Below are 24,376 nucleotides of genomic sequence, written 5' to 3'. Positions count from 1 at the left end.
GGTTGCGCCTACGCGACCGTCGTCAGCTGAGCATCGAGCTCGGCTTCGGTCTCGCCGCGCAGCGCCCTGTTCACGCCGGACACGATGGCCTTGAGCGACGCCGTCGAGATGTCGCTGTCGATACCGACTCCCCAGAGGCGCACGCCCGCGACGTCCAGCTCGATGTAGGCCGCGGCGCGCGCGTCGCCACCCACGGACAGCGAGTGCTCGACGTAGTCGAGCAGCTCGACCTGCAGGCCCTGCTGCCCGAGCAGCTTCATGAAGGCGTCGAGCGGCCCGTTGCCCTGCGAGGCGTGCTCGGCCACTCCCGACCCGTCGCGCAGCGAGACGCTCAGGTCGACGGCTCCGTCGAGCGCTGAGCTCGTCGCCGTGCGGAACAGCTCGAAACGACCCCACTTGTGCTGCTCGCTCTCCGCGGGCAGGTACTCGTCGTTGAAGATTCGCCAGATGGCGTCGGTCGAGACCTCGCCGCCCTCTGAGTCGGTCTTGTTCTGCACGACCCCGGAGAACTCGATCTGCAGACGTCGCGGCAGGTCGAGGTTGTGGTGCTCCTTGAGCAGGTAGGCGACTCCGCCCTTGCCGGACTGGGAGTTCACGCGGATGACGGCTTCGTAGCTCCGGCCGAGGTCGCGAGGGTCGACGGGCAGGTACGGGACCTCCCACGTGAGCTCGTCGACGGACACGCCGAGTGCGTCGGCCTTCGCGGCCATGGCCTCGAAGCCCTTCTTGATCGCGTCCTGGTGCGAGCCCGAGAAGGCCGTGTAGACAAGGTCGCCACCCCAGGGGGCGCGCTCCCCGACGGGCAGCTGCGTGCAGTACTCGACCGTGCGGCGGATGCCGTCGATGTCGGAGAAGTCGATCTGCGGGTCGATGCCCTGGGTGAACATGTTCACGCCGAGCGTGACCAGGTCGACGTTGCCCGTGCGCTCGCCGTTTCCGAAGAGGCAGCCCTCGATGCGGTCGGCGCCGGCGAGGTAGCCGAGTTCGGCGGCGGCCACACCCGTGCCGCGGTCGTTGTGGGGATGCAGGGAGAGCACGACGCTCTCTCGCCGCGTCAGGTTGCGATGCATCCATTCGATCGAGTCCGCGTAGATGTTCGGTGTGGACATCTCGACGGTCGCCGGCAGGTTGATGATGACGGGACGCTCGGGGCTCGCGTCGAAGCCCTCGATGACCTGGTTGCAGATGTCGACCGCGAAGTCGAGCTCCGTGCCCGTGTAGCTCTCTGGCGAGTACTCGTAGTAGATCTTCGTGTCGGGAACGATCGCCTCGGCTTCACGGCACAGACGGACACCCTCGAGGGCGATGTCGATGATGCCCTGGCGGTCCTTGCGGAACACGACCTCGCGCTGCAGGACGCTCGTCGAGTTGTACAGGTGCACGATCGCCTGCTTCGCGCCCTTCAGCGACTCGAAGGTGCGGGTGATCAGGTGGCCACGCGCCTGCGTGAGCACCTGGATCGTCACGTCGTCCGGGATGACGTTCTCTTCGATCAGCGAGCGGACGAAGTCGAAGTCGGTCTGGCTGGCCGAGGGGAACCCGACCTCGATCTCCTTGTACCCCATGCGGACCAGGAGGTCGAAGAGCGCGCGCTTGCGTTCCGGGGACATCGGGTCGATGAGCGCCTGGTTCCCGTCGCGCAGGTCGACGGCACACCAGCGCGGTGCGCGCTCGATGCGCTTGGAGGGCCAGGTGCGGTCGGGCAGATCGACGGCGATCTGCTCGTGGTGCGGGACGTAGCGGTGCGCTGGCATCGATGACGGCTGCTGCATGTTCTTCATTTTTAGCTCCGGATCACATCTTCTTGTCGTGCTAAGCCGACAGCAGACTCCGCGGCGAGGGGGCTTAGAGCGAAGCCTCGCCGCGGCAACGAAGAAGGAGGGTGCCGAACAGCATTGGCCCAGCGTAGCACCGAGGCGCGGAGTTCACCCGCGCGGTCAGTTGAGGCCGTGCTCGTAGGCGAAGACGACCAGCTGCACCCGGTCGCGGAGCCCGAGCTTCGCGAGCACCCGCGAGATGTGCGTCTTCACAGTGGCCTCGCTCAGGAACTCCTGTCGGGCGATCTCCCCGTTCGAGAGGCCGCGAGAGGCGAGCGCGAACATCTCTCGCTCGCGCTCGGTGAGCGTCGTGAACTGCTGCGGCACGGCGCGCGAAGCCGGAACGGCGGCCGAATAGCGCCTGATCAGGTCGGCGGTGGCCTGAGCGGCGAAGACCTCGGCACCTGTCGCCACGGTCCGGACCGCCGCGAGCAGGAACTCCGGATCGGCGTCCTTCAGCAGGAACCCGCTGGCGCCCGCCCCGACTGCCTTCGCGACCGCCTCGTCGAGGTCGAAGGTCGTGAGCACCAGGATGCGTGTTGACGACCCGCTCGCGACGATCTGCTTCGTCGACTCGAGGCCGTCCTGCCCCGGCATGCGCACATCCATGAGCATCACATCGGGCTTGAGCGCCTTCGCCAGCGAGACCGCCGCGACTCCGTCGCTCGCCTCCCCGATGAAGCGCATGTCCTCCTGGCTGTCGATGAGCATCCGGATTCCGCTGCGGAAGAGAGGCTGATCGTCGACGAGCGCGACGGTGATCTGGGAACTGGTCAAAATGTGTGCCTCTCGGTTGTGGAGCGAGTGCCGTCGCTGTCGAGCTCGGCCCCGGCGGCCCCCTGCGGCGAGGCTATGGGCAGCCAGGCGTGCACGCGAAACTGCGCACCAAGCCGTTCAGCCTGCACGTTACCGCCTGCGATGCCGACGCGCTCCGCCATGCCGACGAGTCCGTGCCCGCCCTCGCCTCTCGGGTGCGGGGGCTCCGCGACGGAGTTGAGGATCGTCGCCTCGAAGACCTGCCCCCAGCTCAGTCGCACGACGACGGGCCTCGCGGCATCGCCGTGCTTGAGCACGTTGGTCAACGACTCCTGCACCAAGCGGAACACAGCGCCCTGCGCCTGCGTGGTGAGGGTCCGAGGCTCGCCTCTCGTCTCCAGCTGCAGGTCGAGGCCGGCCGCGCGCATCCTGGAATACAGTGCGGGCAGTTCGTCGAGGCCCGGTTCCGGACCGGCTTCCTGGCTGTGCCGCAGCTGCCCGAGAAGGCCACGGACGTCGACGAGCGCGCTTCTGGCCGTCGAGGAGATCGTCCCGAGCGCCGCCTCCGCCGAATCGGGGTTGCTCTTCATCGCGTACCGCGCGCCGTCGGCCTGGGCGACGACCACGGCAAGGGAGTGCGCGACCACGTCGTGCATGTCTCTCGCGATCTGCGTTCGCTCCTGTTCAGCGGCCAGCTGCTCCTGCGCTCGGATGCGCTCGAGCTCCACGATCGCCGCCCGGTTCTTGACCTCCTGGGCCCGCAGATGCGCGCGGCGGAGGAGCCCTGCCAACCAGGCCACGACTCCAGCCCCGACGAAGAGCAGCCAGATCAACGCCGCAGCGAACAGGAACGCGTCGCGGCTGCCCTCGACGTTCGTGGCGATGGACTCCCAGGTGAAGCTCGTCGGATTCCAGTGCGGGATGAGCGCCACGATGATCGTCGGTGCCACGACGCCGTAGACGGCGGAGCTGATGACAAGGGCACGGCTGCCGTAGGCGACCGCGGCGTAGATGCTGAGGTAGATCGCGACATCCTGCGGATGCGGGCCGAACGCGAAGACCGACTTCAGCAGTGCCGCGAGCACGACGATCAGGAAGCTCGGCCATGGCGCGTAGCGCCGGATGATCATCGCGACCGTGAAGAGCACCCAGGACGGCAGGAGCAGCCAGGTCAGCGTCGTGCCGTCCCCGGCGTCGTAGTCGAGGGGCAGGCCGAACGTGAGCGCGAAGAGGAGGCCGAGGATGATGTCGGTCACCCACTGCAGCCACGTCAGGCGGTAGGTGTGCGCCTTCCACAGCCCGCCGACTGCCGCGAAGAAGGACTCCCGCGGCTGTCCACCAGCCGCGAGAGCATCGACGGACCGCGGCTCAGAAGCCGAGGCGTCCGAGCTGCTTCGGGTCACGCTGCCACTCCTTCGCCACCTTCACGCGGATGGAGACGATGACACGCCCCTCGGTGATCTGCGAGATCTCACGCTGCGCCTGCTCGCGGATGCGCTTCAGCCGCTCGCCGCCGCGCCCGATGATGATGCCCTTCTGGCTGTCGCGCTCGACGACGATGTTGACGTACAGCTCGCGCGTGACGCCGTCGTCCCGCGTCACGATCTCCTCGACCGTGACCGCGATCGAGTGCGGGAGCTCGTCGTGCACACCCTCGAGCGCCGCCTCGCGAACGAGTTCCGCCGCACGCTGCTCGAACGACTCCTCGGTCTTCATGTCGCTCGGGTACAGGGGCTCGGACTCGGGGAGCAGCCCGAGGATGATGCCCGTGAGCGTGTCCAGCTGGATGTCCTCAGCTGCTGAGACGGGGATGATGTCATCCCATTCGCGGAGACCCTGGACGTCGACGAGGCGAGAGGCCAGGACGTCCCGGCTCACGGTCTCCGCCTTCGTCACGATGGCGATCTTGCGAGCCTTGGGGGCCTCATCCAGCTGCTCGTTGATGAAGCGATCGCCCGGGCCGACGGGCTCGTTGGCCGGCACGCAGAAACCGATGACATCCACTTCCGCGACCGTCGCGTGCACGACATCGTTGAGGCGCTCCCCCAGGAGCGTCCGCGGACGGTGCATGCCGGGGGTGTCGACGATGATGATCTGTCCGTCTTCGCGGTGGACGATGCCTCGCACGGCACGGCGAGTGGTCTGCGGCTTGTCGGAGATGATGGCGATCTTCTCGCCGACCAGCGCGTTCGTCAGAGTGGACTTGCCCACGTTCGGGCGACCGACGAAGGTCACGAATCCTGCTCGGTAGTTCGTCATGCTTCGATTCCTGACTCTTGAAGTGGTTCCAGGCGGCGCGCCAGGACAGTGAGAATGCGCTTGCGGGGTCCGACTCGCTCGGCGACGAGCTCGATGCCGTCGACCACCGCCCTGTCCCCTCGTTCGGGGATCTTGGACAGCGACTTCGCGAGCAGCCCGCCCACGGAGTCGACGTCGTCGAACTCGAGCTCGATGTCGAAGAGATCGCCGAGCTCCCCCGTCGCGAGGCGAGACGACACCCGGTATCGCCCATCGAGCAGCTTCCGCGGCTCGTCATTCGGTCGATCGTACTCGTCGCTGATCTCTCCCACGAGCTCCTCGATGAGATCCTCGAGGGTCACGAGGCCCGCTATGCCGCCGTACTCGTCGACAACCATGGCGAGGTGGGTCGCGGACGCCTGCATGCGGCGCAGCAGCAGGTCGGCGCGCAGCGACTCCGGGACGAAGTCGGCGGGCCGGGCGAGCTCGACCGCGGGGCTCGCCTCCGCCTCGTCCTGCAGCGAATGCCGCACCAGGTCCTTGAGGTAGAGGATCCCGAGGATGTCGTCGCTGTCCCGGCCGATGACCGGAGCACGGGAGATGCCGGTCTCGAGGAACTGCTCGAGCGCTTCCCGCACCCCGGCGTCGCCGTCGACCGTGACCATGTCCGTTCGAGCGACCATGACTTCCCGGACGAGCCGGTCGGAGAACTCGAAGACGGAGTGGATGAGCTCCCGGTCGCCGTGCTCGAGCACCTTGAGGTCTGCTGCCTCATCGACCATGTTGAGGAGCTCCTCCTCGCTCGAGACGGAGCCGAGGCGCTGCGGACGCCCAGGGGTCACGCGATCGCCGAGCACGACGAGCAGATCTGCGACCGGCCCGATCACGAGCCGGACTCCGCGCGCGATGGGGGCCGCGAAGGCCATCACCTGCTGGGGATGCGCCCGCGCGACGCTTCGCGGACTCGTGCCGGCGATGATGAACGAGACCAGGATCATGATGGCAACGGAGACGAGGAACGCCTGCCACCTGACGTCGAAGAGATCGGTCAGGATGAGCGTCACCAGGACCGCCGACATGCTCTCGAAGAGCACGCGTGCGAACGTCAGCGCGTTGCTGTGGGCACCGGGGTCGGCGGCGATCGCCTCGATCGAGCGCTTCGCGCGGCTCTCCGCGGCGAGGTGCTCGAGCTCCGGTTTGGAGAGACGCGCGATGACCGCTTCCGTCGCGGCGAGCAACCCGCTCATCGCTACCATCAGGACGATGGCGGCGACGAGCAGAGCCGCGGTCATCTGGCGCGCTTCCTCTCCTGAAGGTGGAAGCCGACGAGGAGATCGCGCTGGAGCCCGAACATCTGCTTCTCCTCCTCGGGCTCGGCATGGTCGAAGCCCAGCAGGTGCAGGACTCCGTGGGTCGTGAGCAGCAGGAGCTCGTCCATCATGCTGTGCCCGGCGGCCTTCGCCTGGTCGGTCGCGACCTGCGGGCAGAGCACGATGTCTCCGAGCAGTCCAGGAGGCGTCTGCCGATCGACGTTGCCTGGCCGAAGCTCGTCCATCGGGAAGCTGAGCACGTCGGTGGGGCCGGGTTCACCCATCCACTGCACGTGCAGCTCCTCCATGGGGCCGACCTCGACGAGCACGATCGCGAGCTCCGACTCGGCGTGCACGTGCAGCTGGTCGAGCGCGTACGCGGCGACGCGCTGCAGGGCGCCTTCGTCGACCTCGTAGCTGGCCTCGTTGTTGACCTCGATGCTCATCGGCTTGCGTTCCTGTCCTGGCGTCGGTGATCGTCCGCCTGCTTCTTCTGGTCGTACTCGGTGTAGGCGTCGACGATGCGGGCCACGAGGGTGTGCCTGACGACGTCGTCGCTCGTGAGGTGCGAGAAGTGCACCTCGTCGATGCCGCCGAGCACGTGGGTCACGAGCTTCAGTCCCGAGGCCCCCATGGGCAGGTCGAGCTGCGTGATGTCCCCCGTGACGACCATCTTCGATCCGAACCCGAGCCTCGTCAGGAACATCTTCATCTGCTCCGGCGTCGTGTTCTGCGCCTCGTCGAGCACCACGAAGGCGTCGTTGAGCGTGCGCCCGCGCATGTAGGCGAGCGGCGCGACCTCGATCGTCCCGCTCGCCATGAGCTTGACCACGACCTCCGGGTCGAGCATCTCGTTGAGCGCGTCGAAGAGCGGCCGCAGGTACGGGTCGATCTTGTCGTTGAGGGTCCCTGGCAGGTAGCCGAGGCGCTCGCCGGCTTCGACGGCCGGGCGAGTCAGGATGATCCGCGTGACCTCCTTGCGCTGCAGGGCCTGCACGGCCTTCGCCATCGCGAGGTAGGTCTTGCCCGTTCCGGCGGGCCCGATGCCGAAGACGATCGTGTTGTCGTCGATCGCATCCACGTACTGCTTCTGGCCGAGTGTCTTCGGGCGGATGACCTTGCCACGGGACTGCACGATGGACTGGCCGAGCACGTCCGTTGGGGTCTCCTCGCCACGGTCGATGAGCCGCTGGGAGCGCTCGACCTGAGCTGGCTCGAGGTCGACGCCGCTGCGCGCCATCTCAATGATCTCGCGCAGGAGCGCCTCGGCTGCGACGACGTCGTCTCGCTCGCCGCTGAAGGTGATCTCGTTCCCGCGCGCGAGCACGCGCACGCGGGGGTGCTCGCGCTCGACGGACTTGAGCAGCCGGTCGCCGGGCCCGAGGAGCCGCACCATGGCGACGCCTTCGACCGTGGTGGTCTGCTCCACGAAATCAGTCCAGGTGCCGGGCTCCCCGGGACCTTGGGACGGTGAACTGTCTTGACTAGGCAAGGGATCCTTCCGAGAGTCCTCCGCCGAGGACGTGGGCGTGTACGTGGAAGACGGTCTGACCTGCTGCCGCCCCCGAGTTGAAGATGAGCCGGAATTCGCTGTCGGTGTGCTGATCGGCGAGCCCCTGGGCGACCGCGATGACCTCGGCGAGCAGTGCCGGGTCGCCTGCCGCGAGCTGGGCGACGTTCGCGTACTCCTGGGTCTTGGGCACCACAAGAAGGTGCACGGGCGCCTTCGGGCTGATGTCCTTGAAGGCGATGATCCGCTCGGACTCGAACACGATGTCGGCTGGGATCTCGCGGTTGATGATGCGCGTGAAGATGGACGGCTCTGAACTCGACATGAGACCAGCCTACGACTCGGCACTCGCGCGGGACCGAGAGTCCCACGTGCCGCTCAGCGCCAGGATCGCCGCGATCGCGGCGGGAGCCGCACTCGAGGTTCGAAGAACGCCAGCGCCGAGGTGCACGCGCCTGGCGCCGGCAGCCTCGAAGGCCTCGAATTCGCTCTCGTCGATGCCGCCCTCTGGCCCGACGACGAGCGTCAGCCCGGAAGCGCCTGCCGGGACCTGCTCGACGAGGGCCTGGCGCAACGAGGTGTCGCCGAGCGGGTCGAGGACCAGCATCGGCGCGTGACCGGCGAGCGTTGCGACCTCACCCGTCGAGTGCAGCGGGGCCACATCCGGGACCCACGCGGCGAGGCTCTGCTTGCTGGCCTCCCTGGCGATGGATGCCCACCGCTCACGGCCCTTCTCGGCCTTCTGGTCCCAGCGGCTCACGCTGCGCTTCGCCTGCCATGGCACGAACGCCGCGGCTCCGAGCTCCGTCGCGACCTGCACGGCGAGGTCGTCTCGCCCGCCCTTCGCGAGTGCCTGGACAACCGTGACACGCGGAGCCGACTGCGCCACTCGCCGCGCGGCGAGGACCGTGACGAGTGCGCGGTCGCGCTCAGTCAGAGCGAGCTCGCCGTCGACGACGAATCCGCGCCCGTCGCCGAGCTGCACACGTTCGCCCACTCGCATCCGCGCGACCGCCATGTGCTTGGCTTCCGCGCCGCGCACCTCGACGACGCCGCCGACGCGCGGCGCCTCGTCGAGGTCCTCAACGAGGTAGAGCCACGCCACGTCAGCGACCGAAACGGTCGCGGAGCTTCGAGAACATCCCCTGCTTCTCCCGCGCGAGGCGAGGGGCCTCGTGGCGATGACGGGCAGCGAACTCCTCGATCAGCTTGCGCGACCTGCCGTCGAGCTTCGCCGGGGTCACGACCTGGACGGCGATGTCGAGGTCGCCGCGATGCGTCGAGCGAAGCCGCGTGATGCCCCGACCTCGAACGGTCAGCACCTCACCCGACTGCACGCCCGCGGGGATCTGCAGGTCGACGTCGCCGTCGAGCGCACCGACCGTGGTCGAGGTACCCAGGATCGCGTCGGCCATCGACACCTCGACGACGCACTGGAGGTCATCGCCGTCTCGCGAGAAGACCTCGTGCGGGCGCACGCGGATCTCGAGGTAGAGGTCACCGTTCGCTCCCCCTGCTGGTCCGGCTTCGCCCCGACCGGGAAGGTGGATGCGCAGCCCGGAGTCCACACCGGACGGGATGTCGACCGGGATGCTCACGTTCGATCGGACGCGCCCCTGGCCGTGGCACGTGTCGCACGGGTGCTCGATGACCGTGCCGTAGCCGCGGCACTGCGCGCACGGCTGGTTCGTGACGACCATGCCGAGGATGGAGCGCACCTGTCGCTGCACGGACCCGGCCCCACCGCATGCCGAGCACGTCGTTGGCGAGGTCCCTGGCGCGCAGCAGGTGCCCTGGCAGTTCTCGCAGGCGATCGCCGTCGTGACCTCGAGGTCCCGGTGCGTGCCGAACATGACCTCGTCGAGGTCGAGTTCGACGCGCACGAGCGCGTCCTGGCCGCGTTCCGCGCGCGATCGGGGTCCGCGGGAGCCCTGCTGGCCGAAGAAAGTCTCGAAGATGTCGCCGAAGCCGCCGAAGGACTGCCCATCTGGGCCGCCCTGGTCGTACTGCCGGCGCCGCTCGGGGTCGATGAGCGTGTCGTAGGCGTGCGTGACGGACTTGAAGCGCTCCGCGGCATCTTCGGACGGGTTGACGTCCGGGTGCAGCTGGCGTGCCAGCTTGCGGTAGGCCTTCTTGATCTCGTCCTGGGACGCCTCACGGCTCACGCCGAGCACGTCGTAGTGGTCTGCCAAGAGTGGCGACTCCTTCTTTGCATCTGTGTGTGTCACGCCTGCGTTGTCAGGCGCCGGGTGCATCCGCCGAGTGATCTGGCGGTGTGGGTCAGTCGTCCGAGTGCTGCTCGTCGAGCACCCGTGACAGGTAACTCGCAACCACTCGAACGGCCTGGATATTCCTCGGGTAGTCCATTCTCGTCGGCCCGACGACGCCGAGACGCGCGTCGCTCCCGGAGCTGCGGTAGCCGCTCGTCAAGATAGCCGTCTCGCCGAGGCCCAGGTCGACGTTCTCCTGGCCGATGCTGACCGAGTAGGCCTCGGGGCTGGAGTGGAGCTCGTCGAGCAGCCGCAGGAGGACCACCTGCTCCTCGATGGCCTCGAGGACGGGCAGGATGCTCGAGGGGAAGTCACGTTCGGTCCGGGCGAGGTTCGCGGTGCCCGCCATGACCAGGCGCTCCTGGCGGTGCGCCAGGACGAGCTCGAGCAGGTTGGCGATGACGGGAGCGAAGAGCTCCGCGTCTCGCTCCCCCATGATGCCGCTGACATCCCTGAGCTCCGTGGAAGCGCGCGCGACCGTCTTCCCGACGAGGCGGCCGGCCAGCCGGTCCCGGAGCACATGCAGCTGCTCGACGCTCACCTCGGCGCGCAGATGCCCGATGCGCTGCTCGACGCGGCCCGAGTCGGTGATGAGGACCGTGAGGACGCGCATGCTCGACAGCAGGACGAACTCGACGTGCTGGATGGCGGCGTTCGCGAGCGAGGGGTACTGCGCGATCGCGACGGAGTTGGTGAGCTGCGCCAGCAGTCGCACCGACCGTCCGAGCACCTCGTCGACGTCGTCGCTGCCCTCGATGAACGTCTCGATCGCCCGACGCTGCGCCCCGGAGAGCGGCCTGAACTCGGCGAGCCGGTCGACGAAGAGTCGGTAGCCCTTGTCGGTCGGGATGCGCCCGGAGGACGTGTGCGGGGCCACGATGAGCTCGGCGTCTTCGAGCTGTGCCATGTCGTTGCGGATGGTGGCCGCGGAGACGCCGAAATCGTGACGGTCTGCGATCGACTTGGAGCCCACCGGCTCACGACTCGTGACGTAGTCGGTGACGATGACGCGGAGCACCTGCATGCTTCTGTCTGAAACCACGATGCTCCTCCCTCGACGAGCTGCTGCGAGTCGGACTGGCACTCCGAACCTGAGACTGCCAATCCTACCGCTTTCCGCTCACGCCACCAGCAGGATGCCAGGCCCTCGGAGGGCACGCGCAGTAGCGTGGGCGAAACCGACGAGAGGAACCCCGTGTCAGATCAGAACGCACCGACCCCGCCGCCAGGACACCAGGATCAGCCTCGGCAGCCGCCATACGACCGGCCGGGACCCTACGGGCAGCAGCCACCGTACGGGCAGCAGGCTCCCCACGGTCAGCAGGTCCCGTACGGACAGCAGGCTCCCTACGGGCACCCGCAGGGCGGGCAGTACCAGCAGTCGGGCCCGCAGAATGGGACAGAACCGCCCCTGACCCGAGACGGCGACCGCCTCGTCGGAACCTTCGATCACCTGCTCAACATCGTCGCCCCGGCCGTCGGGCCGCTCATCCTCTGGCTCGTCACACGGCGGAGGGGGCCTCTCGCCGACAGCGAGGGCCGCGAGGCGCTCAACTTCGGCATCACCGTTGCGATCGTGTACCTCGGCATCGGCGTCATCTCGCTGCTCTCGCTGATCGGCGGCCCGCTGGCGCTGATCGTCCCGCTCCTCTACCCGCTGCTCTGGGTTGCCGTCGTCGTCTACGCCATTCTCGGCGCGGTCCAGGCGAACAAGGGTCTCCCCTACCGGTACCCGGTCACCTTCCGGTTCGTGAGCTGAGCCGGCTCAGGCGGCGATTCGGCGCACGATCGCGTCTGCCATGAGCCGACCGCGGAGCGTCGGGACGAGCCTGCCCTTCAGCGCGGCCCTCCCGTCCACGAGCGACTCTGCGATGAGCTCGGCGACGACGCTGGAGTCGTCCAGCTCGGAGATCGCGAGGCCCTCCCGCAGACGCGAGCCGAGCATGATCCGCTCGAAGCGCTTCGTCTCCTCGTCGAGCACTTCGCGCCCCATGGCCGGGGTGATGCCCTCAGCAAGCCTCGATGCGTAGGCGCTCGGATGCTTGGCGTTCCACCAGCGCACACCACCCACGTGGCTGTGCGCGCCTGGCCCGAATCCCCACCAGTCCGCATCTCGCCAGTAGGAGAGGTTGTGGCGAGACGCGTGCTTGCCGTCGAGCGACCAGTTGCTGACCTCGTACCACTCGAACCCGGCCGCTGAGAGTCGCTCCTCTGCGAGCTCGTACATGTCGGCCTGCAGGTCGTCGTCCACAGCGGGCACCTCGCCGCGGCGGATCTGCCTGGCCAGCTTCGTGCCCTCCTCGATGATGAGCGCATACGCGCTCACGTGCAGCGGCTCCTGCGCCAGCGCCATGTCGAGCGATCGGCGCCAGTCGTCGATGGACTCGCCGGGAGTGCCGTAGATCAGGTCGAGGCTCGGCTCGAGCCCGACTCGCTTCGCTGCGGCGACCACGATAGGGATGCGTGCCGGATCGTGGGTGCGCTCGAGGACGCTGAGGACGTGCGGGACGGCGGACTGCATCCCGAAGCTGACTCGGGTCACTCCAGCAGCCCGGAGCTCGGCGAGCTCACGCTCGCCGACCGAGTCGGGGTTCGCCTCGACGGTGACCTCCGCGTCTGGGGCGAGGCCCCAGCGACTGCGCACTCCCTCGAGCATCGCCGCAAGGTCGCTGACGGGCAGGAGAGTCGGCGTTCCGCCACCGAAGAAGACGGTGGATACCTCGCGAGGGGCACCGCTCAGCACCCGCTCGGCGATCACCATCTCCTTCTCCACCTCGCCGGCATAGCTGGAACGCGAGACCCCTCCGAGTTCCTCCGCCGTGTAGGTGTTGAAGTCGCAGTAGCCGCATCGCACGCGGCAGAAGGGCACGTGGATGTAGACGCCGAAGTCTCGTGACTCGGCGCCGACCAGTGCCTGGCCGGGGAGCTCTCCGCTCGGCGGCACCGGCTCGCCGAGCGGCAGCGCGCTAGGCGCCAAGATGGCCGTTCGGCTGGGCCGTGTTCGGGGCGAGGTTCACGTGATGCACCCGCACAGCCTAGGCGCATTCAGGCGCGCGATTAGCCGAGCACGGCCCCGCGTTGCGCTCGCGCCCAACTGACACGACTACCTTCGAGGTCATGAGCACTCAGGCGACCTCCCCAAAGCACGTTCTCGTCTCCGGCGCATCCGGAATGATCGGCCACCGTCTCATCGAGGAACTGCACGCGCACGGCCACCGCGTCACGCGGCTCGTCAGGCGCGACCCGAAGGACGCCAGCGAGTTCCGGTGGAACCCCGCCCAGCGAACTCTGGACGCGAGGGTCCTCGACGGCGTGGATGCAGTCGTGAACCTCTCCGGGTCACCGCTCAGCAAGCTGCCGTGGACCTACAACGTGAAGAAGGAGATCCTTCGCTCCCGCGTCAACGCGACGCTCACGATCACCGGTGCTATGGCGGCCTCCTCCACGCCCCCGGCGCTCCTCATCAACGGTTCCGCGTCGGGCGCGTACGGCGACCGGCCGGGGCAGGTACTCGACGAGGACTCGGCACTGCCCGAGACCGACGAGTTCCTCCCGCGTGTCGTCGACCGCTGGGAGCGCGCGGCTCAGACCGCCCCGGAGGGCACCAGGGTCGTCCTCGCCCGCACCGGTCTCGTCCTGGGGCGCGGCGGTGTCCTGACCGTCCTGAAGACCCTGGCAAGCGTCGGGTTGCTCTCGCAGCTGGGTGACGGCACGCAGCACTGGCCGTGGGTGAGCCTGCGCGACGAAGTGCGCGCGCTCCGCTTCCTGCTCGAGTCCGACGACGCGCAGGGGCCCTACAACCTGGTCGGCCCCACACCCGCGACCGCCGACGAGATCCAGCAGCAGCTGGCCGACGAGCTCGGGCGCCCCTACAAGCTCAAGGCGCCATCGACGCTCATCGACCTCACCCTCCAGAAGGCGGGCCGTGAGCTGTTCCTCGCCGACCAGCAGATCCGCCCGAAGCGCCTGCTCGACGCGGGCTTCACCTTCAAGGATCGCACCGCGGGTCAGGCCGTCGAGCTGGCCCTCAAGTCGCCGGAGTTCGAGCCAGAGCCTGGCGCCGGGGTCTGACCCTTCGAGCCGGGCCGCTCACGCCCTGGCGCGAGCGGCCTTCTCGAGGCGGATGCCCTCGCGCAGAGAAGCCCTGGCTCGCTTTCGGTCCCCCGAGGCCGAGTACGCAAGACCGAGGCGCATCCACGTCCTCCAGTCTTCAGGAGCGGCCTCGACCTCGGACTTCCACCTCGGAAAGTCCTCGTCGGCCGCCTCACGGACGACGCGTCCGCTCGGTCGCTTGGGCAGGTCGTCCTCCGGCAGCTCGCCGGCGTCCGCCATACGTCCGAGCAGTCGTTCCGTCTGCATCCCGAAGAGCAGCTCACGGGCCACGAAGACGACCGCGAGGACCGGGAACACGATGAGTGCGGCACCCATCACCTTGGCGACGATATCGCCCGCGAACAGTGAGACCGCCATTCCCGAGACGAAGACGATGTAGAGCAGCAGGAGCAGGGTCACGGCGGCGACGCCGAGCTTCGTGGCCAGGTTGCTCTTCACGAGCGACCCGACAGTCCGTCGAGGCCGAGCACGCCGTCGAGCCCGACTGTCGTGCCCCGCGTCTCGACCGCATGCGTGATGGCGAGCTTGATGCCATGCACGTAGGCCTCCTGCGAGATCGTCTCGTGGCGAATCGTCAGCACTTCACCCTCTCCCCCGAAGATCACCTGCTGATCCGCCACGACTCCGCGCAACCGCAGACTGTGGATGGGCACGCCCGAGACGAGTTGCCCCCGAGCGTCCTGCTCGCTGTTCGGAGCGGAGAGTGGCCGTTCCCTCGAGGTCGCGATGCGCTCCGCGGTCCGTACAGCAGTCCCTGACGGCGAATCCACCTTCTTGTCATGGTGCGCTTCGACGATCTCGATCGATTCGAAGAAGCGCCCCGCGACGCTCGCAAGCGCGGTGCCGAGCACCGAGCCCAGAGAGAAGTTCGGGACGAAGACGACGGCACGCTCCGGAGGCACGAGGCCAGAGACGCCGGCGATCCGCTGCTCGTCCCAGCCGCTCGTGCCGACGACGACGTCGATGCCATGCTCGAGGGCGAAGGGAACCGCCGCCTCCGATGCCTCGAGCCGCGAGACGTCGATGAGCACGTCGGCGCCGAGCATCTCATCGAGTGAAGAAGAACTCGTCAGCCCCGCATGGAAGCGGAGCCCATCGGTCGTCTCGAGGATCCGTGTGATCAGTGTTCCCATGCGGCCAGAAGCGCCCAGCACGGCGACCTTTGTTTCCATGCCCACAAGCGTACGGCCATCGGCAGACCGAGCAGACGACGCGGGAGGCTCCCGGCGGCAGGCCCGACGACCTCAGACGGCGATCGAGGTGCTGACTCCCGTGCGCAGTTCCGGCGTCAGGTGCGACAGGTCGTTGAAGAGCAGCAGCTCAGCTGGCTTCCTGGTCCGCACCCGGACCACCGTGAGACCGGTGTTCACCGAGTTGAGGCCGAGCCAGCGCCAGTCTGGGGCGTCGAGCACCCGACGCACGAATTCGCCGATCACGAAGTTGTGGGTCACGAGCAGGGTGTGGCGGTCGTCGCGGCTCTTGCTGAAGAACGTGTCGTACGCGTCGTTCATCTGCGCCATGCCGGCGTCGACGACCTCGTCACCGATGCCGCCGAAGAAGCTGTCGTACGTCGACGGCGCACCGTCCTGCCCCGTGGGGATGCAGTCGAAGAGCAGCGTCGACTCGAGCGCGGCGGGACCGCTCGTGTACTGGTCGATCACCGCGCTCGTCTCGACAGCGCGATCCAGGGGCGACGTGTAGGACTCGCTGAGCGGGACGCCCGCGAGCCTGCGGCCGATCAGATGAGCCTGTGCCCGACCACGCTCCGACAGCGGGCCGTCGGTGATTCCGTGCTCGGCGTTCTCCTGCTCGCCATGCCTGACGAGGTAGAGGTAGTGCGACATCAGCGGCGCTCCAGTTCGGTCCTTGCTTCCGAGGAGAGCTTACCGACCGCAGACGCGACGAGCTCCCCACTGAACATGTCGGCCGCGACGGACTGCACCTCGTCGAGTGACACGGCTTCGACCCGCGAGAGCGCCGCCTCGAGGTCGTAGAAGCGACCCGTGTGGATCTCCGCGCGCCCGAGGCGAGACATGCGAGTGTCGGCGTCCTCGATCGCGAGAGCGGAGCCGCCGGCACTCGCGCTCTTCGCGTCGGCCAGCTCCGTCGCGGTGACCCCGTCCTGGACGAGCTTCTCCGCCTCCTGGCGCAGCACCCTGACCGTCTCCAGCACGTTGTCGGGAGCGCATCCCGCGTACATGCCCGTCACCCCCACATCGGAGTGGCTGCCGCCGAACGAGTACACGGAGTAGGCGAGCCCGCGCTTCTCGCGGATCTCCTGGAAGAGGCGGGACGACATGCCACCACCGAAGATCCGATGCATGAGGCCGAATGCCTCCCTGCGCGGGTCGAGCTGCGTGATTCCCTGGCCACCGATGACCAGGGCCAGCTGCTCCAGCGGGCGCTCGATGGCCGAGAGCGGTCCTGTCGGCACCGCGGAGCCCGGCTCGAGCGTCGTGGCCCTGCGGGAGACGGGGACGGCGCGTGCGTCGAGGTCCCACCCGCCGGCTCGGAGGTTGCGCTCGAGCTGCTCGCGGACGACGTCGTGGTTGACGGCCCCCGCGATGGTCACGACGAGCTCCTCCGGACGGTAGTGCTGGCGGTACGAGCTCCACACGGCGTCGCGGTCAGCGGCCCTGATCGAGGCCGGCGTGCCGCCGATGGGCCTCGCGAGCGGATGCGCACCGAGGAGCGTCTCGTAGAACCGCTCCCAGACCACGTCGTTCGGGTCGTCGTCCGCCATCGCGAGCTCCTCGATGATGACGCCGCGCTCGATCTCGAACTCCGCGGCGTCGATCACACTCGAGGTGATCATGTCGCTCAGGACTTCGACGGCCATCGGGAGGTCGGCATCGCGGACCTTCGCGTGGTAGAGCGTGTGCTCCTTCGCGGTCTGCGCGTTCACCTCTCCACCGACGCGCTCGAAGGCCGCAGATACCTCGAAGGCGGACCGTGTCGGCGTGCCCTTGAAGAGCAGATGCTCGAGGAAGTGCGTGGAACCGTACTCATGCGGGAGTTCGTCCCGGGAGCCGACCGGCACCCACAGGCCGATGCTGGTGCTCGCCGCGCCGACGACTTCCTCAGTCAGGAGGCGCACCCCGCTCGGCAGCACCGAACGTCGGAAGAGACCGCCGTTCGACACTCGTGCTTCGATCTCGGGAAGGTCAAGTGGCAGTTCAATGGCATCGCGCATAACCAGTCAAGCCTAGAGCGTGTAGACCGTCCCGGCGTCAGCCGCGAGACAACTCCCAGCGGCTCGAGACCTCGCGAGACGCCAAAGGGCCCCGCGCACGGATGCGCGGGGCCCTTCAGAGCAGAGGTGGGCTGAGCTACTCAGCGCCTGCCTCGAGAGCGACGCCCTCTTCAGCAGCTGCTTCCTCGAGCACGGGTGCGAGCGACAGCTTGCCGCGGTCGTCGACCTTCGTGATCTCGACGAGGATCTTCTGGCCGACGCCGAGCACGTCTTCGACGTTCTCGACGCGCTTGCCACCGGCGAGCTTGCGCACCTCGGAGATGTGCAGCAGGCCGTCCTTGCCCGGGAGCAGGGAGACGAAGGCACCGAAGGATGCGATCTTGACGACCGTTCCCAGGTACTGCTCGCCGACCTCAGGGTTCGTCGGGTTCGCGATGGCGTTGACCGCTGCACGAGCGGCCTCGGCGGACGGACCGTCGACAGCGCCGATGTACACGGTGCCGTCGTCCTCGATGGAGATGTCGGCTCCGGTGTCGTCCTGGATCTGGTTGATGACCTTGCCCTTTGGCCCGATCACCTCGCCGATCTTGTCGATCGGAACGCGGACCGAGATGATGCGCGGTGCCGTGGCAGCGAGCTCGTCCGGCGTGTCGATGACGGCGTTGATGGCCTTTTCGAGGATCTGGATGCGAGCATCGCGAGCCTGCGTCAGGGCGCCATCGAGAACCGACGTCGGGATTCCGTCGAGCTTCGTGTCCAGCTGGATGGCCGTGACGAACTCCGCGGTACCGGCGACCTTGAAGTCCATGTCGCCGAGCGCGTCTTCTGCGCCGAGGATGTCGGTGAGCGCCGCGTAGCGCGTCTCGCCGTCGACCTCGTCGGACACGAGACCCATGGCGATGCCCGCGACAGGAGCGCGCAGCGGCACACCGGCGTTGAGCAGCGACAGGGTGGAGGCGCAGACGGAGCCCATCGACGTGGAGCCGTTGGAGCTGAGCGCTTCCGAGACCTGACGGATCGCGTAGGGGAACTCCTCGCGGCTCGGGAGAACCGGGACGATGGCGCGCTCGGCGAGGAAGCCGTGCCCGATCTCGCGACGCTTCGGCGAGCCGACGCGTCCGGTCTCACCCGTCGAGTACGGCGGGAAGTTGTAGTGGTGCAGGTAGCGCTTCGACGTGATCGGCGAGAGCGAGTCGATCTGCTGCTCGAGCTTGAGCATGTTCAGCGTGGTGACGCCGAGGATCTGCGTCTCGCCGCGCTGGAAGATCGCCGATCCGTGCACGCGTGGCACGACGTCGACCTCTGCATCGAGCTGACGGATGTCGGCGACGCCGCGACCGTCCATGCGCTTGCCCTCACGGAGGATGCGTCCGCGGACGACGTCCTTCGTGACGGTCTTGTAGGCGGCCGACACCTGACCGGCGACGGAGGCATCGAGCTCCCCGCTTTCGATCTTCGCGGCGATCTGCTCCTTGACGCTGGCCTTGAGCGCGTCGTCAGCATCCTGGCGCTCGATCTTGCCGGCGATCTGGTACACGTCGACGAGTCCGTCGTGCGCGATGGCAGTGACCGCCTCGAGGGCCTCCTGCGTGTACGGGAGGAAGACCGGGTACTCGACGACGGGCTTCGCGGCCTGGTCTGCGAGCTCCTGCTGTGCCTTCACGAGCTGCGTGAGGAACGGCTTGGAAGCCTCGAGGCCCTGTGCGACGACAGCCTCGTCGGGCTTCTGCGCGCCGGCCTGGATGAGGCCCCACGCGTGCTCGGTGGCTTCGGCCTCGACCATCATGATGGCGATGTCCTCGGTGCCGTCGGCCTTCGTGACGAGACGGCCGGCGACCGTCAGGTCGAAGACGGCGTCGGCGAGCTGCTCGAACTTGGGGAACGCGACCCACTGGCCGTCGATGAGCGCGAGGCGGACACCGGCGATGGGGCCGGAGAACGGCACACCGCTGAGCTGCGAGGACAGTGAAGCCGCGTTGATCGCGAGGGCGTCGTAGAACTCACCAGGAGCGATCGAGAGCACCGTCACGACGACCTGGACCTCGTTGCGGAGGCCCTTGACGAACGAGGGGCGCAGCGGCCGGTCGATGAGGCGGCAGACCAGGATGGCCTCCGTCGACGGGCGTCCCTCACGACGGAAGAACGATCCGGGGATCTTGCCGGCGGCGTAGCTGCGCTCTTCGACATCGATCGTGAGCGGGAAGAAGTCGAAGTTCTCCTTCGGGTTCTTCGAGATGCTCGTTGCCGACAGCAGCATCGTCTCGTCGTCGAGGTAGGCGACGGCAGAGCCCTGCGCCTGCTGGGCGAGACGCCCTGCCTCGAAGCGGATCTTGCGCTGGCCGTGCTTGCCGTTGTCGAGAACGACTTCAGAGAACTTGATTTCGGGACCTTCCAAGAGGTCTCCTCCTTCTGCGTGTGTGCACGCGAAGGGCAAGCGCGACCGGGTCTTCCCGGGCTGATCGTCAGTAGAAGACCACTGCCGAATGAGCGCCTCTAGCGCATCGACAGGAACCCACCACCGAGGACCAGCTACTCGCCGCCCCGCGTGTCTTGAATGATTGCGCTGCTGACTCTACCAGCGGAGGGCGACGAGCAGCTGGAACCCGTGCGGCGAGTGCCGCACGGGCGCCCCTACTTCTTGCGAGACGGGCGAGGGAGCTCCTTCACGAGAGGGAACTCCCCCGTCGGCTTCTCCCCCTCGTCGTAGAGCTTGCTCGGCGACCCGACGATCTTCTTGTCAGCAGCGTGCGCGATGCTCACGTCCTTCGAGGGGTAGTCGAACTGGGAGAGGACGTAGCGCATGGCCTCGAGCCTCGCCCGCTTCTTGTCGTTCGACTTGACCACCGTCCACGGCGATTCGGCGGTGTCCGTGTAGAAGAACATCGCCTCCTTGGCTTCGCTGTACTCGTCCCACTTGTCGAGAGACGCGAGGTCGGTCGGGCTCAGCTTCCACTGGCGCACCGGGTCGTCGCGACGGGCCGCGAAGCGCGCGAGCTGCTCCGCCCGACCGACCGAGAACCAGAATTTGATGATGGTCGTGCCGGAGTTGACGAGCATGCGCTCGAACTCGGGAGCGGAACGCGTGAATTCGAGGTACTCGGTCGGGGTGCAGTACCCCATGACGCGCTCGACGCCCGCACGGTTGTACCAGGAGCGATCCAGCAGGACGATCTCGCCTCCAGAGGGCAGATGCTCGACGTATCGCTGGAAGTACCACTGCGTCTGCTCCTTCTCCGTCGGCTTCTCGAGCGCGACGGTGCGAGCACCGCGAGGGTTCAGGTGCTCCATGAAGCGCTTGATCGCACCACCCTTGCCTGCCGCGTCCCGGCCCTCGAAGATGATGACGACCTTCTGCCCCGTCTCCTTGATCCAGGTCTGGAGCTTCAGGAGCTCGATCTGCAGCGCGCGCTTCTGCTTCTCGTACTCCTTGCGCGGCAGCTTGGCGTCGTAGGGGTAGCCGTGGCGCCAGGCCTCGCCAAGTGGGTCCTCGTCGCGCAGCTCGGCGAGTTCGTCCACCTCCGGGGTCATGTCCGGGATGCCCGCCCGGTTGAGGCGGTACGCGGCCTGAGAGCCTGCGCCCTGCTTCCGAGCGCGACTCGTCGAGGTGGAGTCCGATGCGCCGGCCTCCACGCGGGCGTCATTGCCCGATTCCGAGGCCTTCGTCTGACCCTTGGCGTCTGCGTGCGGCTTTGCTGGAGTTCGAGGGGCTGCCATGTCGCTCAGCCTAGCGCCGGGGCTTCCACGCCTGGGCCCCATGTGGACGACCAGGCGCCGCTGCACGCGAAAAGAGCCCCTGCCGATGGCAGGGGCTCTTCGCAGAAAGTGCTTAGCGGCGAAGGCCGAGTCGCTCGATGAGCGAACGGTAACGCGAGATGTCGACGTCGGCGAGGTAGCCGAGCAGACGACGCCGCTGACCCACAAGCAGGAGGAGACCACGACGCGAGTGGTGGTCGTGCTTGTGCTCCTTGAGGTGCTCGGTGAGCTCCTTGATTCGCGTGGTGAGGATGGCAACCTGAACTTCAGGGGAACCAGTGTCACCCGGGTGCGTTGCGTACTCTTCGATGATGGCCTTCTTGCCCTCAGCGCTTAGTGCCATTGACAGACCCCCTTCTCTTTCGTTGCGCGGCGCTCGGCACACAATGTGCGAGCTCTCTTCATCCGCGGCCGTTTCACGGCAACCGAAAGAGCATAGCAGATCGGGAGGGGTCAGCTCACGCCCAGCAGGTCGATGATGAAGACCAGCGTCTTGCCGGAGAGCGGGTGCCCTCCGCCAGCGGCGCCGTAGGCGAGGTGCGGCGGGAGGACGAGCTTGCGGCGGCCGCCGACCTGCATGCCCGGGATGCCTTCCTGCCAGCCGCGCACAAGCGCCTTCAGCGGGAAGTTGACCGACTCGCCCCGGTTCCACGAGGAGTCGAACTCCTCGCCGGACTCGAACTCGACGCCGAGATAGTGCACGTCGACCGTCGAGGACGGCTCCGCGACTGCCCCGTCGCCCACGATGATGTCCTCGATGACCAGCTCTGCTGGTGCCTCTCCACCCGGGAAGTCGACTTCTGGCTTGGTGCGATCAGTGTTTGTCATGCTCTACATCCAAGCGCCGGAGCCTGGACGAGTCCCGGATGACGCGCCGTGCGGCTGTGTCTGCGGCTGCGGCTGCGCCTGTGCCTGTGCCTGTGCCTGGATCAGCTCGCCTCGAAGCTCCCCGAGATGCCGGAGCAGGAGCCGTTCGTCGAGCAGCTTGCTCGTGCGATTCGGGTCGAGGACGACCTGGTGCCGGACGCTCGCAAGACGCGTGGACTCGGTGATGAAGTCGCGCATGGCCTTGTCCGCGCGCTTCCCGGACCGGCGCGCCCAGGACCTCGCGCTCGATCGGCCGCGCATCGTGGAGAGCATCCTGATCTCGGCCTGCGAGTACCAGCCGACAGCGGCGTACTCGGACAGGCGCTCCACGATGATGCGGGCATCCTTCCGTCGCAGGAGGAGGATCGTCACGATCCAGGCGAGGAAGATCGGCACCATGACCAGCGCGAAGAACGCGATGAGCCCCAGGATGCCAGCAGACTGCTGCACGAGACCCGAGCCGACGTTCCAGAGCGCGTGAAGGGCCATCGCGGGGATGAGACCCAGTGCGAAGCCGCCGAGCGCCGAGCCCCAGCCACCGCGACGGGCGCCGATGCCCATTCCGATGCCGGTCAGCGAGACGCACATCGGGTGCAGCAGCGGCAGGGCAATGCCCCGGATGAAGTACTGGGCGACGAAGCCCCCGACCCCTGCTTCCTGCCACATCGAGGAGAAGTAGAGGATGTTCTCCGTGAACGCGAAGCCCGCGCCGAGCAGAGCTCCGTAGACGAGGCCGTCCGTCGGTCCGTTGAAGTGACGACGCGCGACTGCGTAGATGACGACGAGACCGAGGCCCTTCCAGATCTCCTCGCCGACGGGCGCCTCGACGGATGGGCCCCACCAGGCGGGCAGGGCTCCCGGAAGGAGGACCTCGCGGACCAGGCCCGTGAGCAGCGCGCCACCGACCGCGATGCCGCCTCCCCAGAACACGGCGCCGATGAGCAGGATGCGCGGCTCGGGCTCCCACCGGTCGATGAGCCACACGACCATCCACACGACGAAGAGCGGGACGAGCGCGGCGAGCACGCTGCCGAGGAGCACGACGTCGCTGCTGCCGAGATACGCGAGGAACAGGACGACGGCGATGATGAGCGCGGCCAGGCACATGACGACGATCGTCGTGATGCGCATCGCCAGCTCACCCTTCGTGGGGGCCTGCGGGAGCACGAACTGGGGGTCGATCTGGCGCTGACCGGCTGGTGCGCCCCAACGCCCGTCCGCGTGCATGGGTCCGGTCACGAGGTGGCCACCCTGGGTCCGGCCGCGCCGAAGGCCGCGAGCTGCGAACGGTGCTCCTTGACGCGGTCGAGCATGCGCTTCTCCACGACTCTCCGATTCGGGTCTCGCTTGTTGACCCTGGCGTGCTCGCGGGCGAAGGCGAGCCTCGACGCGTCCTGGACGAAGCCGCGCATCGCGCGGTCGGCCTCGGGGCTCACGGACTTGGCCCACGCGAACGCCTGCTCGCGCGCGCTCCAGTCCCCGATCATCGCGACCTCCGATGTCGTGAACCATCCGGCATCCGCGTACTCGCCCAGACGGTCGACGATGATGAGGCGGTCGCGGTCGTGCAGCTTGACGAGGAACCAGGCCAGCAGCAGGAAGATGGGCAGCTGCACGACGAGGTAGAAGATGAGCCAGCCGAACTGATTGCTCGGGTCGACTCCGAGCAGCGGGAGGATGAGCAGGCTTCCGCCGTTCCAGAAGGCATGAGCGAGGATCGCGATGACGAGCCCGCCGAGGCCCATGAGGATCGGCCGCCGCCAGCCGCCTCTGCGGGCTCCCCAGCCGATGGCCATGCCGGTGATGCCGGTGAAGAGTGCGTGCGCGAACGGCGAGAGGATGCCGCGCACGATGAACGTCGACGCGAAGCCCGAAGCCGATTCCGCGGCCTGGGAGAAGTAGATGATGTTCTCCGTGAAGGCGAAGCCTGCGCCGATGACGGCCGCGTAGCTGAAGCCGTCGAGCGGGCTGTCGAAGTGCCTCCGCGCGAAGATCAGGATGAGGAACAGGCCGACGGCCTTGATGGACTCCTCGGAGATCGGCGACTGGATCAGCACGGAGAACTTGCTCACGGCACCCTCGGTTGCCAGGTACGAGCGGGCGACATCGAGCATCATGCCGCCGGTGACGAGAGTCCCGACGACCGAGGCCCCTGCACCCCAGAACAGTCCGAAGGCGAGCAGGATCCGCGGCTCTGGCTCCCAGCGGTCGAGCCACCAGACAGCCGTGAGGACGAGCCCGAGGGGCACGAGAGCGGGTATCGCCATCGTGAGCGCGGCGAAGCGCAGCTCGCTGAAGAGCCAGGCGACGACCCCGACGGAGAGCAGCACCGCGAAGCCCAGCAGAAGCAGCCAGGTGAGCCTGCCCCGAGTCAGCCTTCTGCGCCGCTTCGGCGCGACTGACGTGGCACTGCTCATCGATGGTCCTCCGTGCATTGGGGGTGGCTGCCCGAAGCAGAGACATTCGGGCCTCGCGGCGCGCACGGGTCTCCCCGCCTCGTCGGCTCGCTGCGGTCAGCATAGCCAAGCGGACGCGGGTCAGGCGAACGA

At 67.7% G+C, this 24,376-nt stretch carries 24 protein-coding genes; 2 read left to right on the top strand and 22 right to left on the bottom strand.

The window, feature by feature from the left end; genetic code table 11:
* Positions 1-8: 8 nt before the first annotated feature.
* The 11 genes from leuA to hrcA all read right to left on the bottom strand — a co-directional run bounded on the left by leuA (position 9) and on the right by hrcA (position 10,943).
* Entirely contained in the window at positions 9-1,781 is a 1,773-nt protein-coding gene (leuA, locus tag C5E05_RS01470; protein WP_104298654.1) for a 2-isopropylmalate synthase, read from the bottom strand.
* Positions 1,782-1,937: 156 nt separating this feature from the next.
* On the bottom strand, positions 1,938-2,594 hold the full coding sequence (locus C5E05_RS01465) for a response regulator transcription factor (protein ID WP_104241444.1): 657 nt from the start codon (positions 2,592-2,594) through the stop codon (positions 1,938-1,940).
* Positions 2,591-3,976 carry a sensor histidine kinase gene (locus tag C5E05_RS01460; protein WP_104241445.1) on the bottom strand — a complete coding sequence of 462 codons (1,386 nt, stop codon included), beginning with the start codon at positions 3,974-3,976 and terminating at the stop codon, positions 2,591-2,593. The genes C5E05_RS01465 and C5E05_RS01460 overlap by 4 nt, the downstream gene beginning before the upstream one ends.
* Positions 3,942-4,832: a GTPase Era gene (era, locus tag C5E05_RS01455; protein WP_104241446.1), complete on the bottom strand. Its 891-nt coding sequence runs from the start codon at positions 4,830-4,832 to the stop codon at positions 3,942-3,944. Before era ends, C5E05_RS01460 begins: the two co-directional genes overlap by 35 nt.
* Positions 4,829-6,103, bottom strand: a complete 1,275-nt coding sequence (locus C5E05_RS01450; RefSeq protein WP_104340895.1) for a hemolysin family protein — start codon at positions 6,101-6,103, stop codon at positions 4,829-4,831. Before C5E05_RS01450 ends, era begins: the two co-directional genes overlap by 4 nt.
* Positions 6,100-6,567, bottom strand: coding sequence for an rRNA maturation RNase YbeY (gene ybeY / locus C5E05_RS01445; protein ID WP_104241448.1), 468 nt, complete (start codon positions 6,565-6,567; stop codon positions 6,100-6,102). Before ybeY ends, C5E05_RS01450 begins: the two co-directional genes overlap by 4 nt.
* On the bottom strand, positions 6,564-7,517 hold the full coding sequence (locus C5E05_RS01440) for a PhoH family protein (protein WP_104341189.1): 954 nt from the start codon (positions 7,515-7,517) through the stop codon (positions 6,564-6,566). Before C5E05_RS01440 ends, ybeY begins: the two co-directional genes overlap by 4 nt.
* Positions 7,518-7,605: 88 nt before the next feature.
* Complete coding sequence (locus tag C5E05_RS01435; protein WP_104340894.1) at positions 7,606-7,956, bottom strand: HIT domain-containing protein; 351 nt, start codon at positions 7,954-7,956, stop codon at positions 7,606-7,608.
* A gap of 9 nt (positions 7,957-7,965) precedes the next feature.
* The gene (locus tag C5E05_RS01430; RefSeq protein WP_104340893.1) at positions 7,966-8,736 is read right to left on the bottom strand and encodes a 16S rRNA (uracil(1498)-N(3))-methyltransferase; all 771 of its coding nucleotides are present in this window, start codon (positions 8,734-8,736) and stop codon (positions 7,966-7,968) included.
* Between the two features lies 1 nt (position 8,737).
* A complete protein-coding gene (gene dnaJ, locus C5E05_RS01425; protein WP_104241451.1) occupies positions 8,738-9,823 on the bottom strand; it encodes a molecular chaperone DnaJ in 1,086 nt (361 codons plus the stop codon).
* Positions 9,824-9,911: 88 nt separating this feature from the next.
* On the bottom strand, positions 9,912-10,943 hold the full coding sequence (hrcA, locus tag C5E05_RS01420) for a heat-inducible transcriptional repressor HrcA (protein WP_104241452.1): 1,032 nt from the start codon (positions 10,941-10,943) through the stop codon (positions 9,912-9,914).
* A gap of 153 nt (positions 10,944-11,096) precedes the next feature.
* Between hrcA and C5E05_RS01415 the strand changes: the two genes are divergently transcribed.
* Positions 11,097-11,660 (top strand): DUF4870 domain-containing protein, encoded by a 564-nt coding sequence (locus C5E05_RS01415; protein ID WP_104328135.1) that lies wholly within the window; start codon positions 11,097-11,099, stop codon positions 11,658-11,660.
* Between the two features lie 6 nt (positions 11,661-11,666).
* Here C5E05_RS01415 and hemW read toward each other — a convergent pair whose 3' ends face one another.
* Positions 11,667-12,878: a radical SAM family heme chaperone HemW gene (gene hemW / locus C5E05_RS01410; RefSeq protein ID WP_104340892.1), complete on the bottom strand. Its 1,212-nt coding sequence runs from the start codon at positions 12,876-12,878 to the stop codon at positions 11,667-11,669.
* A 140-nt stretch (positions 12,879-13,018) separates the two neighbouring features.
* On the opposite strand from hemW, the gene C5E05_RS01405 reads away from it, so the two are divergent.
* Positions 13,019-13,972 (top strand): TIGR01777 family oxidoreductase, encoded by a 954-nt coding sequence (locus tag C5E05_RS01405; RefSeq protein ID WP_104241455.1) that lies wholly within the window; start codon positions 13,019-13,021, stop codon positions 13,970-13,972.
* Positions 13,973-13,990: 18 nt separating this feature from the next.
* On the opposite strand, the gene C5E05_RS01400 is transcribed toward C5E05_RS01405, so the two are convergent.
* From C5E05_RS01400 to C5E05_RS01355, 10 genes are all read right to left on the bottom strand, one after another.
* Positions 13,991-14,452, bottom strand: coding sequence for a hypothetical protein (locus C5E05_RS01400; protein WP_258063132.1), 462 nt, complete (start codon positions 14,450-14,452; stop codon positions 13,991-13,993).
* Entirely contained in the window at positions 14,449-15,186 is a 738-nt protein-coding gene (dapB, locus tag C5E05_RS01395) for a 4-hydroxy-tetrahydrodipicolinate reductase (protein ID WP_104340891.1), read from the bottom strand. The genes C5E05_RS01400 and dapB overlap by 4 nt, the downstream gene beginning before the upstream one ends.
* Before the next feature lie 72 nt (positions 15,187-15,258).
* Positions 15,259-15,858, bottom strand: a complete 600-nt coding sequence (locus tag C5E05_RS01390; RefSeq protein WP_104306878.1) for a histidine phosphatase family protein — start codon at positions 15,856-15,858, stop codon at positions 15,259-15,261.
* Positions 15,858-17,207, bottom strand: a complete 1,350-nt coding sequence (locus C5E05_RS01385) for a pitrilysin family protein (protein WP_104241458.1) — start codon at positions 17,205-17,207, stop codon at positions 15,858-15,860. The genes C5E05_RS01390 and C5E05_RS01385 overlap by 1 nt, the downstream gene beginning before the upstream one ends.
* Positions 17,208-17,343: 136 nt before the next feature.
* On the bottom strand, positions 17,344-19,602 hold the full coding sequence (locus C5E05_RS01380) for a polyribonucleotide nucleotidyltransferase (RefSeq protein WP_104340890.1): 2,259 nt from the start codon (positions 19,600-19,602) through the stop codon (positions 17,344-17,346).
* Between the two features lie 236 nt (positions 19,603-19,838).
* On the bottom strand, positions 19,839-20,921 hold the full coding sequence (ppk2, locus tag C5E05_RS01375) for a polyphosphate kinase 2 (RefSeq protein WP_104340889.1): 1,083 nt from the start codon (positions 20,919-20,921) through the stop codon (positions 19,839-19,841).
* Positions 20,922-21,033: 112 nt separating this feature from the next.
* Entirely contained in the window at positions 21,034-21,303 is a 270-nt protein-coding gene (gene rpsO / locus C5E05_RS01370; protein WP_104241461.1) for a 30S ribosomal protein S15, read from the bottom strand.
* A 110-nt stretch (positions 21,304-21,413) separates the two neighbouring features.
* Positions 21,414-21,788 carry an FKBP-type peptidyl-prolyl cis-trans isomerase gene (locus tag C5E05_RS01365; protein ID WP_068480291.1) on the bottom strand — a complete coding sequence of 125 codons (375 nt, stop codon included), beginning with the start codon at positions 21,786-21,788 and terminating at the stop codon, positions 21,414-21,416.
* 3 nt (positions 21,789-21,791) lie between these two features.
* Positions 21,792-23,066, bottom strand: a complete 1,275-nt coding sequence (locus C5E05_RS01360; protein WP_146080992.1) for a PrsW family intramembrane metalloprotease — start codon at positions 23,064-23,066, stop codon at positions 21,792-21,794.
* Positions 23,063-24,244 carry a PrsW family intramembrane metalloprotease gene (locus C5E05_RS01355; RefSeq protein WP_181059287.1) on the bottom strand — a complete coding sequence of 394 codons (1,182 nt, stop codon included), beginning with the start codon at positions 24,242-24,244 and terminating at the stop codon, positions 23,063-23,065. The genes C5E05_RS01360 and C5E05_RS01355 overlap by 4 nt, the downstream gene beginning before the upstream one ends.
* Between the last annotated feature and the right edge of the window lie 132 nt (positions 24,245-24,376).

Origin of the sequence: Pseudoclavibacter sp. AY1H1 (assembly GCF_002931055.1) — a bacterium.
Classification (GTDB): Bacteria; Actinomycetota; Actinomycetes; order Actinomycetales; family Microbacteriaceae; genus Pseudoclavibacter.
This window is presented reverse-complemented; position numbering and strand designations above follow the sequence as displayed.